The following is a 15,257-nucleotide window of genomic DNA, read 5'->3' on the forward strand; positions in this document are numbered from 1 at the left end:
GGATCATGCGCAGCAGACTCGTCCTGCACGCCGTCGACTCGCACACCGAGGGCATGCCGACCCGTGTGATCACCGGCGGCATCGGCACCATCCCCGGCGCCACCATGAACGAGCGGCGGCTGTACTTCCGCGAACACCGCGACGACATCAAGCAGTTGCTGATGAACGAGCCGCGCGGCCACTCCGCCATGAGCGGCGCGATCCTCCAGCCGCCGACCCGCCCCGACTGCGACTGGGGCGTCGTCTACATCGAGGTCTCCGGCTATCTGCCGATGTGCGGGCACGGCACGATCGGCGTGGCGACCGTCCTCGTCGAGACCGGCATGGTCGAGGTCACCGAGCCGGTCACCACCATCCGGCTCGACACCCCGGCGGGCCCGGTCGTCGCCGAGGTGGCCGTGGCGGACGGGGTCGCCACGTCGGTCACCTTGCGGAACGTGCCCTCCTTCGCCGTCGACCTCGACCGCGAGGCCACCCTCGCCGACGGCCGGACGGTGACGTACGACCTCGCCTTCGGCGGCAACTTCTACGCCATCCTGCCGCTGGAGCGGTTCGGCCTGCCCTTCGACCGGTCCCGCAAGGACGACATCCTCAGGGCCGGCCTGTCCCTCATGGCCGCCGTCAACGCCGAGGACCCGCCCGTCCACCCGGAGGACCCGTCCATCCACGGCCTCCACCACGTCTACCTGGCCGCCCCCGGCTCGACCGCCCGCCACTCCCGGCACGCCATGGCCATCCACCCCGGCTGGTTCGACCGCTCGCCCTGCGGCACGGGCACCAGCGCCCGCATGGCACAGTTGCACGCCCGCGGTGAACTCCCGCTGCACACCGAGTTCGTGAACGAGTCCTTCATCGGCACCCGGTTCACCGGCCGACTGCTCGGCACCACCGAGGTGGCCGGCCGCCCGGCCGTGCTGCCCAGCTTCACCGGACGCGCCTGGATCACCGGCACCGCCCAGTACCTGCTGGACCCCGAGGACCCGTTCCCGGCGGGGTTCGTCCTGTGAGCCGCACACCCGCGCTGCCCGTGCTGGGCAGCAGGAAACCCAGCCACCGGGAGCGGGTCGCGGACGCGCTGCGGGCCGCACTGATCGCCGGCGAGCTGCTCCCCGGCGAGGTCTACTCGGCCCCCGGCCTCGCCACCCGCTTCGGCGTCTCCGCCACCCCCGTGCGCGAGGCCATGCTCGACCTCGCCAAGGAAGGCCTCGTCGCCACCGTGCCCAACAAGGGCTTCCGGGTCACGGCCGTCTCCGAGAGGCAACTGGACGAGTACACCCACATCCGGGCGCTGATCGAGATCCCCACGACGGCGAGTCTCGCGGCCACGGCCGACCCGGTGGCGCTGGAGGCACTCAGGCCGGTCGCCCAGGAGATCGTCACCTCCGCAGCGGCCGGCGACCTCATCGCCTACGTCGAGGCCGACCTGCGCTTCCACCTCGGCCTGCTGGCCCTCGCGGGCAACGGCCATCTCGTCGACGTCGTACGGGACCTCAGACGCCGCTCCCGGCTGTACGGACTGACCGCGCTCGTCGAGCAGGGGCGGCTGGAGGCGTCGGCGGAGGAGCACCTGGAGATCCTGGACGCGCTGCTCGCCCGGGACGAGGACGCCGTACGGACGGTGATGACCCGGCATCTCGGGCACGTCCGGGGTCTGTGGGCAGGACCCGCAGGTCCCTGACGCCTGCTCGCCGTCCCGGTGCCGGACCGGGACGGCGGGGGCCGACGGCGGGTCAGAGGTCCAGCACGAGCCGCTTGCCGCGGCAGCGGGACACACAGATGAGCATGGTCTCGCCCGCCGCGCGTTCGTCGTCGGTGAGCACCGAGTCACGATGGTCCGGCTCGCCCTCCAGCACGTCGGTCTCGCACGTGCCGCAGGTGCCCTCGGTGCAGGAGAAGAGCACCTCGACACCGGCCTCGCGCACGGCGTCCAGGACCGACACGTCCGGAGCCACGGTGAGTGTCCTGCCGCTCCGCGCCAGCTCCACCTCGAACTCGGTGGTGCCGCCCGTCTCCTGCTCCTTCGGCCGGAACCGCTCGACGCGCAGCACTCCGGACGGGCAGCGCTCCTCGACCGCGTCCAGCAGCGGCCCGGGGCCGCAGCAGTAGACGAGCGTGCCCTCGGGTACGTCGTCCAGCACCGAGGGCAGGTCCAGCAGCCCCGTCTCGTCCTCGGGCGCGATCGTCACCCGGTCGCCGTACCGGGCCAGTTCCTCGCCGAACGCCATCGACCGGCGGGTGCGCCCGCCGTACAGCAGCGTCCACTCGGCGCCCGCCGCCTCGGCCGCCGCCAGCATCGGCAGGATCGGGGTGATGCCGATGCCGCCCGCGACGAAACGGTAGCGGGGGGCGGGCTCCAGGCCGAAGTTGTTACGGGGCCCGCGCACCCGGACCTTGTCGCCCTGCCCCACCTGCTCGTGCACATGCGCCGAACCACCCCGGCCGTCCGGCTCGCGCAGCACCGCGATCCGCCAGGCCGACCGGTCAGCCGGATCGCCGCACAGCGAGTACTGCCGCTCCAGCCCGGGGCCGAGCACGACGTCGATGTGCGCGCCCGGCTCCCACACCGGGAGCGGCTCGCCGAGCGGGTGGCGCAGGGTGAGGGCGAGCACGCCGTCGGCGGCGAACTCACGCCGCTCGACGACGAGTTCGGCTTCGTACACGCTCATCAGCTGTTCCCTTGCGGCTCGTCGACGTCATGCCCCTGCGGGTGGGCGAGCATCCACTCCCACATCTCCACCGGGTCCTGCGCGGTGTGCTCACGGCCGCAGTGGCAGGTGCCGTGCAGGACGTCGGTGCCGGGCAGCCAGTCGATGCGGTAGATCTCGCCGGTCGGGCTCGTCACTGGACCTTCTCCACCGGCTTCTCGCCCTGCTCCACCAGCCGGGCGAGGATACGGCGGGCGGCCAGACCACCGGTGTCGATGCTGATGCTCAGCTCCTGGTAGCCGGTGCGCTCGGTGCCGAGGGTCTTCTGGAGCAGGTTGAGCGCGGTGACGTCCTGCATCACGACCGTGTGGTTGTTGCCGCGCAGGAACTCGGTGACCTCGGCGTCGTCGATCGCCCAGTCGCGCGAGACGGCCCAGAAGTCGTACACCTTGCCGTCGCCGGACGGGGTGATCGCGTACGTGATCTCGGTGTGGAAGCCGTTCGGGTCGCTGCCGTCCGGCTCGGGCAGCACACCGACCGGGGCGATGCGGCTGTGCAGCAGATACAGGCAGGGCGCGTGGTACTCGATGTCCTGCCAGCGGGTGATCCGCCCCTCGATGCCGGTGGACCTGGCGTAGAAGGGCGGGCACTCGGCGTCGTCCATGTGCCGGCTCACCCGGACGATCCCGGCGCCCTCGTCGACCTCCGTCGTGATCGGCGTCTCGGCGACCTCGGGGGTGCCGATGTAGCCGCCGTGCAGATACGTCTCGTGCGACAGGTCCAGGAGGTTGTCGACGAGGAGTCCGTAGTCGCAGTCGATGGGCTCCATGCCGCGCACGGTGACCCAGCCGGGGGAGTCGAGGTGCCTGGCCCGCGGGATGCTCTGCGGATCGGCGAGCGCCGGGTCGCCGATCCACACCCAGATCAGCGAGTCCTGCTCGACGACCGGGTAGGAGGCGACCCGGGCCGTGCGCGGCACCCGCTTCTGCCCCGGCACGTACACGCACGTACCGGTCGTGTCGTACGTGAACCCGTGATACCCGCACACGATCCGGTCGCCGTCGAGGCGCGTCGGGGCCTCGGACAGCGGGTACCGGCGGTGCACACACCGGTCGTGCAGCACGACCGGCGTGCCCTCCTCCTCGGTCCGGTAGAGCACGAGCGTCTCACCGAGGATCGTCCGTCCGAGCAACTCCCGCCCGACCTCGTGACTGTAGGCGGCGACGTACCACTGGTTCCTGGCGAAGGCGGTCATGTGGGGCATGGCGTTCCCGTCCCTGTCGGCGGGGCGCCGTCGCCCCGCGTGCCGTGGTTGGATTCAGGGTCGTGACGGCTGCGGTCGCCGCGCAAGACGGCTTCCGTCAGGCGGAAGCGTCTCTGCGGAAGGGCTGGTCAGGGCCTTGCGAGCCGGGGCTTGACGCCGGGGCGATCGGACCGGCTCCGGGTCCGGCTCAGGAACCGCCGCGCTCGCGGGGAATCTTCTGGCCGGCCTCGATCGCCACCGGCAGCCTGTTCTCGGCCGGGGGCAGCGGGCAGGTGGCCAGGTCCGTGTAGGCGCACGGCAGGTTCGCGGCGCGGTTGAAGTCCAGGACGACCGTACCGTCGGCGGCGGGCGGCTCCAGGGCGAGGGACCGGTTGGCTGCGTAGGTGGTGACCCCGGAAGTCTCGTCGGTGAACAGCACCATCAGCCGGCCCGCGCCGTGGCCGGGGAACGTGGTCAGCGACAGGGGGCGCCCGTCCAGCTCGAACTCGACCCTGCCCGGAGCGTCGTACACATGCTCAAGGCCCTCGACCGCGGCGCCCACGGTGGTCGGTCGTGGCGTGTCGAAGGGGATGTAGCGGCCCGTCACGGCCCAGCGCGGGTCGGGGGCGTAGGCGGGCGTTCCGGTGAAGGCCGTGCGCAGCGGCGCGTCCGGGTGCCTGGGGCGCACGATGTCGTGCCCGCCGCGCCTGGCGACCTCGATGACGGCGTCTCCCCAGACGGCGTCGACACTGCCGCGTTCGGGAAGCACGCCGAAGCGGTGTTCACCGTTCACCGGCGTTCCGTCGACGACCAGTTCCTCGCCGTCGTCGAGGTCTACGACGACCCCGTCGGGGCCGGTGCGCCACGCACCGGGCGCGTCCGGGAAGCGCTGGGACCGGTCGTCGAGCCAGTGCAGGCCGGTGATCGCCAGGAACCCGTGCGGGTCGGCGAGCCGGTCCTCCTGGGCGCGGTACCACTCCAGCCAGTTCTCCGTGAAGGCATGGAAGTCGGTCGTGGTGGCCTCGGTGGTCATGGGTTCTCCTTCGTCCAGAGGGTGCAGGGGGGCCGGTCGGTCCGTCGGTTCGACCGGCGTGCTCAGCGGGCCAGTTCGCCGAGGAGTCGCCAGGTGCGTCGCCGGTCGGCTTCTCCCGCGATCTCGGTGCCCGAGAACACGACCTCGGTGGCGCCGGCGTCGCGGTAACGGCGTACCTCGGCCTCGACGGTCTTCTCGTCGCCGATCACGGCCAGGTCGGCGGCCCGCCGGCCGCCGGAGAGTTCGATGACCCGCGCGTAGGACGGGATCCGTTCGTAGAACGCGAGGTTCTCGGTGGCCTTCGCCCGCACCGCCTCCACGTCGTCCGTGACCACGCCGGGCACCAGGGCCACGATCCGGGGCGCGGGACGGCCGGCGGCCTCGGCCGCGGTGGTCAGGGCGGGCACGATGTGTTCCGCCAGGGCGCGCGGTCCTGCCAGGTAGGGCAGGATCCCGTCGGCCAGCTCACCACTGACCCGCAGCGCCTGCGGCCCCATCGCGGCGATCAGCAGGGGGACACCGCTCTCGGCACCCGGTACCCGCGCAGGGATCGGGGTGGCCGCGGTGAGCAGCTCACCGTGGAAATCGGCCGTGCCGGTCTCGGTCAACTGCCGCAGGGCTGTGAGGAATTCACGCAGCCGGGCGATGGGGCGTTCGAAAGGCAGGCCGAAGCCGGCCTCCGTCAGCAGTTTCGTGCCCAGCGCCAGACCGAGGTGGTAGCGGCCGTGGGTCGCGGCCTGGGCGGTCTGGGCCTGGCTGGAGACCAGCAGCGGGTGGCGGCCGAAGACAGGGATCGCGGAGGTGCCGACCTGAAGTGCGGGCACTTCCCGCCCGACGATCGCCGCGAGCTGAGGTGAGTCCGCGCCGAAGGTCTGCCCGAACCAGGCCGACGTGAGAGCGAACTCCGCTGCTTCCCGGGCCAGTTCTACGGTGGCGTCGACCTGGTTCGGCGCGTCGGACGCGTTGAGCGCTACTCCAACAGTCATGTCAGTCAGAACGGGCGCCGGCCGGACCCGCATTCCTGTCCGTGTGTGACAGCTTCTTGTCAGTCATGTGTACTCAGTCCTGAGTGGAAGGGGCTGAGCGCAGGGACGTACCGGGCAGCCGACGGGTGAAGAGGCGCCGCTCGGACCGGGTCGGCAGCACGAGGCCGGAGAGGACGGGCAGGTCCTCGTCCAGCACCAGCGGATGCAGCCGTACGCCACGAGCCGCCAAGGGCGGCCGCCCCCCGGGCGCGGGCCGCCTCGGGACGCTCCTCCTCCGTCACCACCGCCCGGCGCGAGCAGCGGAGACGCGGTACAGGGGGCGCCAACTGGGCGGAGACGTGGAATGGTTCGGCGTACGTGACCGGGACGACGGGCGCGATCCCGGTGGTGCTCGTGGACGCTGCGACGAAGGCCGCCCGCTCCACCGCGCCGACTCGGCCCACCGGATCCGCCAGGTGATGAGCCGTCGCCCGCCCCTGTGAGTGTCAAGGTCGAACAGGGCGAAGGCCATCTCATCCGCTGGGACGCATGGTGGACGCATCTTTCCCGTTGTGCTTTGATCCGGCCATGGAGACCACTGGCCCGGCGCACACGGTGCTGCTCGACCCGTTCTGGGTGAGCCGCCGCGCCGACCAGTTCGACGAGGTCTGTTGCTGATCGCCGTTCGACGGCTCGCGATCTCGCTCTTCTCTTTCTGACTGCAGCCTTCTCGCGTCCCTCAACCAGCCCGCCCTCGGGCGTAGTTGTGAGGCGTGCGCGTCCGCTCTGCCGTGAAGGAAACCCTCATGGCCCGGTCCACGGTCCTGCCTGGCATCGACATCTCCCGCTTCCACGCCCCCGACGCGGACCGTGACGACTTCCTCACCCCACCAGCCCCAGGAGAACACGTGAGTTCGACCAGAACCCGGCCCGCCCTCTTCGTCCTGGGCGCGGCGGCGCTGTTGGCCGCGTCCGTCACCGTTCCGCAGGCCTCGGCGGCCGGACGTACGCCCACGGCTCTCGCCTGGTACGACGCGACAGCCGAGACCATCGCGACGGCCGGGGCGTCCACCCAGATCACCAACAGCCGCACATGGGCCATCGGTTGGCTCGCGGCTGCCCGGGCCACCCGGAGCGTGCCCGCCGGCGTCGACCGCGGTGCGTATCAGGAGGCGGCGCTCGCCGGGGCTGTACACCGCGCGCTGGTGACGCTGGCCCCGAGCCGAACGGAGCAGCTCGACGCGAAGTTCAAGGAGACTCTCGACGCGATTCCCGACGGCCCGGCCGAGGAGCGGGGTGTCGCGGTGGGAGAGCGGCAGGCGGACATCGTCCTCGCGTCGCGGGAGGGCGACGGTCTCGGCCCCGCCGCGGTCAACGCGCCCTATCCCGTCAAGCCCGCGGCGCCGGGCGTGTGGCAGCCGACGCCACCCGACCACGCGCCGGCGGCCCAGTACGGCAACCGTGTCGCCAAGCCGTTCCTGCTCAGGACGCAGAGCCAGTTCCGGCTCGCCCCGCCGCCCGCCCTGGACTCACGGCGCTATGCCGCCGACCTCGCGGAGGTACGGGCGTACGGCGCTGCGGACAGCGCGGTGCGCAGCGCTCGCCAGACCGAGACCGCCACCTTCTGGCTCGGCTCCTCCCTCACCCTCTATACCGAGCCGCTGCGCGTGGCGCTCTCCCGCACACATCAGGGGATCGCCGGGCAGGCGCGGCTGGTCGCTCTGTTCCATGTGGCGCTGGTGGACACGCAGATCGCCACCTCCGACAGCAAGTACGCCTATGAACGCTGGCGTCCCGTGACCGCGATCCGAACGGGCGCGATCGAACCCGACCTCGGCTGGACGCCGCTGCACACCACCCCGGCGCATCCGGACTACCCGAGCGGCCACACCACCTACGCGGGCGCCGCGCAGACCGTCCTGTCGGCGCTCGCAGGTCCGCGTAGCGCCCCGTTCGCACTGACCAGCCCCACCGCGCCGGGCGTGACCCGGACCTACACCACCTGGAAGCAGCTATCGGACGAAAACGTCGACGCCCGGGTCTTCTCCGGTATCCACACGAGGTCGGCCGACGAGGCGGGGATCACGCTCGGCACGAACGTGGCACGGTACGTCCTGCACGACGCGGGACGGCTCTTGGCTCCGCGCTGACTCTCCGTTCGCTCACCGGCGTCGTGGCGCTCACTTGGATCTCCGTCGGGTCGGTGCGGGTGTCGTACAGAGCCCACTCGGAGCCGTCGCAGGGTGCGCCAGGGCGCCGTCCTGGAAGAAACGGCACAGCTGTGCCGTTGCCCTTGTCGAAGGCGATGACGTGGAGGTGGGCCGCGTGACACGTGTACTGAGCGCCGTGCGCCTCCACGGCCGGCCCCACATCGACCTCCAGCGCGTGGCCGGCGCCCTCTGTAGGTCCTGACCCTCCCCCCGGCCTTCGGCCGGGGGACCCCCGTCTCCCTTCGGTCGCCATCCGCCGTGCGCCCCCTGTCCGCGGGCCGGCGATCTCGTACGGACTCCAGGAAGGCACCCTCGTGTCCTCAACTCCCGTTTCCCCCCTGCACCTTGCCGTCGCCCTGGACGGCACCGGCTGGCACCCCGCCTCCTGGCGTGAGCAAGTCGCCCGCCCCCGGGACCTTTTCACCGCCGGATACTGGGCCGACCTGGTGGCCGAGGCCGAGCGCGGCCTGCTCGACTTCGTCACCCTGGAGGACGGCCTCGGCCTGCAGTCCTCGCACTACGGCGAGCCGGACGGCCGCACCGACCAGGTGCGCGGCCGCCTCGACGCCGTACTGATCGCCTCCCGCATCGCTCCCCTCACCCGGCACATCGGCCTGGTGCCGACGGTGATCGCCACCCACACGGAGCCGTTCCACATCTCCAAGGCGATCGCCACCCTCGACTACGTCAGCACCCGCCGCGCGGGCCTGCGGGTGCAGATCTCCGCCCGACCGCACGAAGCCGACCACTTCGGCCGCCGCACCTTCCCGCCGATCAGCCTGGAGGGGTTGCGGACGCCGACCGGGCAGGAACGCCTCACCGATCTGTTCGACGAGGCTGCCGACTACATCGAGGTGGTGCGCCGGCTCTGGGACAGCTGGGAGGACGACGCCGAGATCCGGGACGTCGCCACCGGCCGCTTCGTCGACCGCGACAAGCTGCACCACATCGACTTCGAGGGCCGTCACTTCAGCGTCAAGGGCCCGTCCATCACCCCGCGCCCGCCGCAGGGCCAGCCGCTGGTCACCGCCCTCGCCCACCAGACCGTCCCCTACCGGCTGGTCGCCCGCCAGGCCGACATCGGCTACGTCACCCCGCACGACACCGACCAGGCCCGCGCGATCGTCGCCGAGATCCGCGCCGAACAGGCGGCGGCCGGGCGTTCGGGCGAACTCCTGCACCTCTTCGGTGACGTGGTGGTCTTCCTCGACGACGACCAGAGCGCCGCCGAGGACCGACGCGCACGGCTCGACGCCCTCGCGGGCGAGCCGTACACGAGCGACGCGCGCATCTTCGCCGGTACGCCCCTTCAACTCGCCGATCTGCTCCAGGAATGGGCGGAATCAGGCCTGAGCGGCTTCCGACTGCGCCCCGCGGTCGCGGGACACGACCTGCCCGCCATCACCCAGGGCCTGGTCCCCGAACTCCAGGACCGGGGCGCCTTCCGCACCGCCTACGAGGCCGACACCCTACGCGGCCTGCTGGGCCTGCCCCGCCCCGCCAACCGCTACGCCGCCGCCTGAGCCGGAAGGACCGCACCGACATGAGCAAGCCGCTGAAGCAGATCCATCTGGCCGCACACTTCCCCGGCGTCAACAACACCACCGTGTGGAGCGACCCGAAGGCGGGCAGTCACATCGAGTTCAGCTCCTTCGTCCACTTCGCACAGACCGCCGAACGCGCCAAGTTCGACTTCCTCTTCCTTGCCGAGGGCCTGCGCCTGCGCGAACAGGGCGGGAAGATCTACGACTTGGACGTGGTCGGCCGCCCCGACACCTTCACCGTCCTCACCGCGCTCGCGGCCGTCACCGAGCACCTCGGCCTGACCGGCACCATCAACTCCACCTTCAACGAGCCCTATGAGGTGGCCCGCCAGTTCGCCAGTCTCGACCACCTCTCCGGCGGCCGCTCCGCCTGGAACGTCGTCACCTCCTGGGACGCCTTCACCGGCGAGAACTTCCGCCGCGGCGGCTTCCTGCCCCAGTCGGAGCGCTACTCCCGCGCCAAGGAGTTCCTGGCCACGGCGAACGAGCTCTTCGACTCCTGGCACGGCGACGAGATCCTCGCCGACCAGGCCGCGGGCGTCTTCCTGCGCGACGCGAAGGCCGGCTCCTTCGCCCACAGCGGGCGACACTTCGACATCCATGGCCAGTTCAACGTCCCGCGCTCACCGCAGGGCCGCCCGGTCGTCTTCCAGGCCGGTGACTCCGACGAGGGCCGCGAGTTCGCCGCCTCCTCCGCCGACGCCATCTTCAGCCGGTACGCCACCCTGGAGGGCGGCCAGGCCTTCTACACGGACGTCAAGAGCCGCCTCGCCAAGTACGGCCGCCGCCAAGACGAACTGCTCATCCTGCCCGCCGCGAGCTTCGTCCTCGCCGACACGGACGAAGAGGCCGGGGAACTGGCCAGGGAGGTGCGCCGACAGCAGGTCAGCGGGGCCACCGCCCTCAAGCACCTGGAGTTCGTCTGGAACCGGGACCTGTCCTCCTACGATCCCGAAGGCCCGCTGCCCGACATCGACCCGGACGTCAGCGCCGACCACATCTCAAAGGGCCGCGCCCAGGTCCGCATGTACCGTGACCCGCTGGCCACCGCCCGCGAGTGGCGTGAGCTCGCCGCCGCCCACAACTGGTCCATCCGCGACCTGGTCATCGAGACGGGCAACCGCCAGAACTTCATCGGATCACCGGCGACCGTCGCCCGGACCATCAACGAGTACGTCCAGGCGGACGCGAGTGACGGCTTCATCCTCGTCCCGCACATCACCCCCACCGGCCTCGACGACTTCGCCGACCAGGTCGTACCGCTCCTACAGGAACAGGGCGTCTTCCGCACCGACTACGAGGGCCCGACCCTCCGCCACCACCTCGGCCTCGCCCACCCGGACGAGGGGTCCGACGAGGGGGTGGCGTCGTGAAATTCCTCGCCATCACACTCATCGTGCACCGCCCGGACCCCGTCACCGGGGTGCAGAAGTCCACCCACGACCGCTTCCGCGAGGTACTCGGCAACGCGCTGCTCGCCGAGGAGCTGGGCTTCGACGGCTTCGGCGTGGGGGAGCGCCACGAGCGGCCGTTCATCTCCTCCTCCCCGACCGTCGTACTCAGCCATGTGGCCGCCCTGACGAAGCGGATCCGCCTGTTCACGGCCGTCACGACGCTCAGCCTGCTGGACCCGGTCCGGGCATACGAGGACTACGCCACCCTCGACCACCTGTCCAACGGGCGCCTCGACCTGATCATCGGCAAGGGCAACGGCGCCGCTCAGCGCGACCTGTTCCACGTCACGCCCGAGGACCAGTGGGACCGCAATGCCGAGAGTTACGAGGTCTTCCGGAAGATCTGGCGCCAGGACAAGGTCACCGCCGACACCCGCTTCCGTCCCCCGCTGACGGACGCCGAGGTGTGGCCGCGCCCGTATCAGCGGCCGGTCCGGGTCTGGCACGGCAGCGCGACCAGCAAGGAGTCGGCCGACCTGGCCGCCCGCTACGGCGACCCGCTGTTCTCGGCGAACGTCACCAACCCCATCGGGCCGTATGCCGAGTTGATCCGCCACTACCGCGAGCGCTGGGAGCACTACGGCCACGACCCGGCGCAGGTCACCGTCGGCGCGGGCACGGCGGGCGTCTACGTCGCCCGCACCTCGCAGGAGGCGATGGCGGCGTACCGGCCGGTCTTCGAGTCCAACCTGGCGTTCTTCAAGAAGGCCGGCCTGCCGGTCGTCTTCGAGAGCCTGGAGGACTTCGTCGAACGCAGCTCCGCTCTGATCGGCAGCCCGCAACAGGTCATCGACAAGGTGCACCGCTACCACGAACAGTTCGGGCACACCGTGCTCCACCTGCACGCCGACGCGAGCGGGCTGACGGAGTCCCAGCACCGTGCCTCCCTCGAGCTGTTCCAGTCCAAGGCCGCCCCCGTGCTGCGCCGCGAGATCCCGGACCCGCCGTTCGTATGGGGACCCGTGCTTCCGGCGCCCCCGCTCACCCAGGAGTCCGTCCATGTCTGATATCCCCCTCGGTGTTCTCGACCTGGTCCCGGTCCCCTCCGGATCGACGGCGGCCGATGCCCTGCGCAGCTCCATCGACCTCGCACAGCACGCCGAGCGCTTCGGATACGCCCGCTACTGGTTCGCCGAGCACCATCTCAATCCGGGCGTGGCGGGTACGTCCCCCGCGGTCGTCCTGGGGCTGACCGCATCCGCCACCTCCACCATCCGGCTCGGTTCCGGGGCCGTGCAGCTCGGGCACCGCACGGCGCTGTCCACCGTGGAGGAGTTCGGCCTGCTCGACGCGCTGCACCCGGGCCGCTTCGACCTGGGCCTGGGCCGCTCGGGCGGCCGTCCGCCGGGACAGCCGGCCGCACCGTTGCCGACGGCGACCCCGGTCGTCGACGGCCACACGCCGAACGGCCTGTTGATCCCGCCCCGTTTCTCCTTCGAGCAGCTGCTCGGGTCCCCCCGCATCGCGCTGCAGCGCAGGCTGCTTCTGCTGCCGGGCGCCGAGTCGCAGGACTACGCCGAGCAGATCGACGACATCCTCGCCCTGCTCGCCGGCACCTACCGCTCCCCGGAGGGCGTCGAGGCGCACGTCGTGCCAGGGGAGGGCGCCGACGTGGAGGTGTGGATCCTGGGCAGCAGCGGTGGTCAGAGCGCCGCTGTCGCGGGCCGCAACGGACTGCGGTTCGCGGCGAACTACCACGTCAGCCCGGCCACGGTCCTGGAGGCGGTGGAGGGCTACCGGTCCTTCTTCCAGCCTTCCGAGTTCCTGGACAAGCCGTACGTCAGCGTCTCGGCGGACGTCGTCGTCGCCGAGAACGACGCCACCGCCCGAGAACTCGCCACCGGCTACGGCCCGTGGGTCCGCAGCATCCGCACCGCCGAGGGCGCCATCGAGTTCCCGACGCCGCAGGAAGCACGTGCCCATCCATGGACCGACGAGGACCGGGCCCTCGTCCAGGACCGCCTCGACACCCAGTTCGTCGGTTCACCGGGCCGGGTGGCCGACCAGTTGGAACAACTCCAGGAGGCCACGGGCGCGGACGAGTTGCTCATCACGACGATCACCCACGACCACACGGACCGGGTCCGTTCATACGAACTGCTCGCGGAGGAATGGCGCCGACGGGGTCACTCCTTCCAGCCGAGCTGATGCCCGGGAGCATGCGCCGGCCGCGCCCAGCAGGTACCTCTCCTCGTCCCGTACGCCACGATCTGCACCGCCGCTCCGGCGGCCTCCGTGCCCCGGCAGTGGGCTGGACCCGGCGGGCCGTGTCCTGCACACGAACACGTCGGGCCGCGTCTCCGTGCTCGCGGCCTGCGGGCAGGCCACCGACCTTGGTCCGGTCTCCTTCGGCGAGGACCAGAAGGGCAGCGTGACTCGGGGTGTGCCGGCCCGTCGGCTCACCCCGGCCCGAGCGGCCGGCCGGGGCACCCGTGCGGGCGGGCGTATTCTCCTGTCGTTGGTCGTCCGGCGGGCGTGCCCGGCGAGCTGCCCTTAGGTTGGAGTTGCAGCGGTCGCGCCTGTAAAGATCGGCAGGTCAGCGTGACGTCAGCGGAGATCGATTTCGAGGAGCTGTTCGACGCCGCACCGAATCCGTACCTGGTGCTGGACGCCGACCTGGTGGTCTGCCATGCGAACCGGGCCTACCTCCAGGTCACCGGCAGGAGCCGCGAAGAGCTGGCCGGGCGGTACATCCTGGAGGCGTTTCCGGACACCCCCGGCGCGCCGGAGGCGGCGCGTGACTTCGGCGCCTCGCTCCAGCGCGTGCTGGACACCCACGCGACCGACGTGGTGGCACCGCGGCGATTCGACATTCCCGTCGACGGCAAGCCGGGCGAGGTGGAGGAGCGCTGGTGGTGCGGGATGTCCAGCCCCGTCCTGGGGACGGACGGCGCCGTGAAATGGATCATCGCGCGGGCCGACGACGTCACCGAGTTGATGCGTTCCCCCCTCATCCGGGAGCTCACCCCGCCGCTGAGCAACCAGGTGACAGGGATCGCGGCCCAGGTGTACGCCCGTTCCCAGGATCTTGAACAGCTGAACGAGCGGCTGCGCCAGGCGCACGCCCGCGAACGCGAGATCGCCGTCACCCTCCAGGAGGTCATGCTCCGCTCGCCCGACCTGGACAGGCACCGGGAGATCGCCGTGCGCTATCTGCCGGCCAGCGGATCGCTCAACGTGTGCGGCGACTGGTACGACGTGGTCGATCTGCCGCCGGACCGCTACTCCATCGCCATCGGGGACGTCGTCGGCCACGGCCTGGAGGCCGCCGCCGTGATGGGCATGCTGCGCAGCGCCCTGAGCGCCGCCATCCGGGCCGTGCCCAGCCCCGCACAGGCCCTGGAGGTGCTGGGCCTGTACGCCAGGGCGGTGGACGGCGCGCTGGCCACCACCGTGGCCAAGGTGCTCATCGACCCGCGCAGCCGGCTGATCATCTACAGCAACGCCGGCCACCCACCGCCGATACTGCTCAGCCCGGACGGCAGCTGCCAACTGCTGGATCAGGCCACCGACCCGCCGCTGGGTGCCCGGCCGGAACACGTGCCCCGCCCCCAGGCGGGTCTGTCCTACTCCCGAGGGGACACCCTCGTGCTCTACACCGACGGCCTCATCGAACGCCGCGACGAGGACATCGACACCGGCCTGGCCCGGCTGATCGACGCTCTCGCCCGGCACGGCGCCCTCTCGGTGGAAGAACTCGCCGAGGAACTGCTGATCGACATGGGCGTCCCCGGCGGTGGTCGGGACGACGACATCGCCCTGGTCGTGGTCCGCCTGTGAGGCGGTTTCAACGGAAGCCGTTTCCGTATCAAAAAGTGAAATTGAAACGGAATTCTCGACTTTTCCGTGGCGGGTAATTCGCTTAGTGTGGACACATGGAAAAGACAGCAGAGTTCTACGTGGTGAAACGTGGCGACACGCTCAGTGAGATCGCGGTTATGTACCGCGTAACGCTGGACCAGATTCTGGAGTGGAACCCCCAGATCACGAATCCGGATCTCATTCACCCCGGACAGCGGATCCGTGTGGCTCCCCCGGAAATGCAGGGTGAGTAGTGCGCCGGCCCGCCGTATACGAGTGACCGGAACCGCTCCGGGCCGGCCACCGCGGACCGCTTGGCGCGCACGGGCGAAAACCCGGATCGCCTATCTCGAAGCACAGCT

The 15,257-nt window shown here is 71.0% G+C and carries 16 protein-coding genes; 10 read left to right on the forward strand and 6 right to left on the reverse strand.

Annotated features, from left to right (window positions below; all coding sequences use genetic code 11):
• Positions 1-5 precede the first annotated feature (5 nt).
• Entirely contained in the window at positions 6-1,007 is a 1,002-nt protein-coding gene (locus tag QF034_RS34795; RefSeq protein ID WP_307178645.1) for a proline racemase family protein, read from the forward strand.
• A complete protein-coding gene (locus QF034_RS34800; RefSeq protein WP_307178646.1) occupies positions 1,004-1,678 on the forward strand; it encodes a GntR family transcriptional regulator in 675 nt (224 codons plus the stop codon). The genes QF034_RS34795 and QF034_RS34800 overlap by 4 nt, the downstream gene beginning before the upstream one ends.
• 52 nt (positions 1,679-1,730) lie before the next feature.
• On the opposite strand, the gene QF034_RS34805 is transcribed toward QF034_RS34800, so the two are convergent.
• The 6 genes from QF034_RS34805 to QF034_RS34830 all read right to left on the reverse strand — a co-directional run bounded on the left by QF034_RS34805 (position 1,731) and on the right by QF034_RS34830 (position 6,136).
• On the reverse strand, positions 1,731-2,666 hold the full coding sequence (locus QF034_RS34805) for a PDR/VanB family oxidoreductase (RefSeq protein WP_307178647.1): 936 nt from the start codon (positions 2,664-2,666) through the stop codon (positions 1,731-1,733).
• Positions 2,666-2,842: a hypothetical protein gene (locus QF034_RS34810; RefSeq protein ID WP_307178648.1), complete on the reverse strand. Its 177-nt coding sequence runs from the start codon at positions 2,840-2,842 to the stop codon at positions 2,666-2,668. Before QF034_RS34810 ends, QF034_RS34805 begins: the two co-directional genes overlap by 1 nt.
• Positions 2,839-3,909 (reverse strand): Rieske 2Fe-2S domain-containing protein, encoded by a 1,071-nt coding sequence (locus QF034_RS34815; RefSeq protein ID WP_307178649.1) that lies wholly within the window; start codon positions 3,907-3,909, stop codon positions 2,839-2,841. Before QF034_RS34815 ends, QF034_RS34810 begins: the two co-directional genes overlap by 4 nt.
• A gap of 187 nt (positions 3,910-4,096) precedes the next feature.
• Entirely contained in the window at positions 4,097-4,921 is an 825-nt protein-coding gene (locus QF034_RS34820) for a DUF1684 domain-containing protein (RefSeq protein ID WP_307178650.1), read from the reverse strand.
• Positions 4,922-4,983: 62 nt separating this feature from the next.
• Entirely contained in the window at positions 4,984-5,907 is a 924-nt protein-coding gene (locus QF034_RS34825) for an LLM class F420-dependent oxidoreductase (RefSeq protein WP_307178651.1), read from the reverse strand.
• Positions 5,908-5,980: 73 nt separating this feature from the next.
• Positions 5,981-6,136: a hypothetical protein gene (locus QF034_RS34830; protein WP_307178652.1), complete on the reverse strand. Its 156-nt coding sequence runs from the start codon at positions 6,134-6,136 to the stop codon at positions 5,981-5,983.
• 556 nt (positions 6,137-6,692) lie between these two features.
• Here QF034_RS34830 and QF034_RS34835 point away from each other — a divergent pair.
• The 8 genes from QF034_RS34835 to QF034_RS34865 all read left to right on the forward strand — a co-directional run bounded on the left by QF034_RS34835 (position 6,693) and on the right by QF034_RS34865 (position 15,149).
• The gene (locus QF034_RS34835; protein ID WP_307178653.1) at positions 6,693-8,036 is read left to right on the forward strand and encodes a vanadium-dependent haloperoxidase; all 1,344 of its coding nucleotides are present in this window, start codon (positions 6,693-6,695) and stop codon (positions 8,034-8,036) included.
• Positions 8,037-8,232: 196 nt separating this feature from the next.
• Complete coding sequence (locus QF034_RS41625; protein WP_370880979.1) at positions 8,233-8,298, forward strand: putative leader peptide; 66 nt, start codon at positions 8,233-8,235, stop codon at positions 8,296-8,298.
• Between the two features lie 112 nt (positions 8,299-8,410).
• Positions 8,411-9,619: an LLM class flavin-dependent oxidoreductase gene (locus tag QF034_RS34840; protein WP_307178654.1), complete on the forward strand. Its 1,209-nt coding sequence runs from the start codon at positions 8,411-8,413 to the stop codon at positions 9,617-9,619.
• Positions 9,620-9,639: 20 nt separating this feature from the next.
• Positions 9,640-11,013, forward strand: coding sequence for an NtaA/DmoA family FMN-dependent monooxygenase (locus QF034_RS34845; protein WP_307178655.1), 1,374 nt, complete (start codon positions 9,640-9,642; stop codon positions 11,011-11,013).
• Entirely contained in the window at positions 11,010-12,101 is a 1,092-nt protein-coding gene (locus tag QF034_RS34850; protein ID WP_307178656.1) for an LLM class flavin-dependent oxidoreductase, read from the forward strand. Before QF034_RS34845 ends, QF034_RS34850 begins: the two co-directional genes overlap by 4 nt.
• Entirely contained in the window at positions 12,094-13,242 is a 1,149-nt protein-coding gene (locus QF034_RS34855) for an LLM class flavin-dependent oxidoreductase (protein WP_307178657.1), read from the forward strand. Before QF034_RS34850 ends, QF034_RS34855 begins: the two co-directional genes overlap by 8 nt.
• Before the next feature lie 393 nt (positions 13,243-13,635).
• A complete protein-coding gene (locus tag QF034_RS34860) occupies positions 13,636-14,874 on the forward strand; it encodes a PP2C family protein-serine/threonine phosphatase (protein WP_307178658.1) in 1,239 nt (412 codons plus the stop codon).
• A gap of 95 nt (positions 14,875-14,969) precedes the next feature.
• On the forward strand, positions 14,970-15,149 hold the full coding sequence (locus tag QF034_RS34865; RefSeq protein ID WP_307178659.1) for a LysM peptidoglycan-binding domain-containing protein: 180 nt from the start codon (positions 14,970-14,972) through the stop codon (positions 15,147-15,149).
• Positions 15,150-15,257 lie beyond the last annotated feature (108 nt).

Origin of the sequence: Streptomyces africanus, from assembly GCF_030816955.1 — a bacterium.
Taxonomy (GTDB): Bacteria; Actinomycetota; Actinomycetes; order Streptomycetales; family Streptomycetaceae; genus Streptomyces; species Streptomyces africanus.

What these genes read in the sequence shown, in the direction of transcription:
- QF034_RS34865 (WP_307178659.1), top strand. Translation starts at nt 14,970, where the DNA reads ATGGAAAAGACAGCAGAGTTCTACGTGGTGAAACGTGGCGACACGCTC.
- QF034_RS34815 (WP_307178649.1), bottom strand. Translation starts at nt 3,909, where the DNA reads ATGCCCCACATGACCGCCTTCGCCAGGAACCAGTGGTACGTCGCCGCC.
- QF034_RS34855 (WP_307178657.1), top strand. Translation starts at nt 12,094, where the DNA reads ATGTCTGATATCCCCCTCGGTGTTCTCGACCTGGTCCCGGTCCCCTCC.
- QF034_RS34805 (WP_307178647.1), bottom strand. Translation starts at nt 2,666, where the DNA reads ATGAGCGTGTACGAAGCCGAACTCGTCGTCGAGCGGCGTGAGTTCGCC.
- QF034_RS34795 (WP_307178645.1), top strand. Translation starts at nt 6, where the DNA reads ATGCGCAGCAGACTCGTCCTGCACGCCGTCGACTCGCACACCGAGGGC.
- QF034_RS34820 (WP_307178650.1), bottom strand. Translation starts at nt 4,921, where the DNA reads ATGACCACCGAGGCCACCACGACCGACTTCCATGCCTTCACGGAGAAC.
- QF034_RS34825 (WP_307178651.1), bottom strand. Translation starts at nt 5,907, where the DNA reads ATGACTGTTGGAGTAGCGCTCAACGCGTCCGACGCGCCGAACCAGGTC.
- QF034_RS34845 (WP_307178655.1), top strand. Translation starts at nt 9,640, where the DNA reads ATGAGCAAGCCGCTGAAGCAGATCCATCTGGCCGCACACTTCCCCGGC.
- QF034_RS34835 (WP_307178653.1), top strand. Translation starts at nt 6,693, where the DNA reads ATGGCCCGGTCCACGGTCCTGCCTGGCATCGACATCTCCCGCTTCCAC.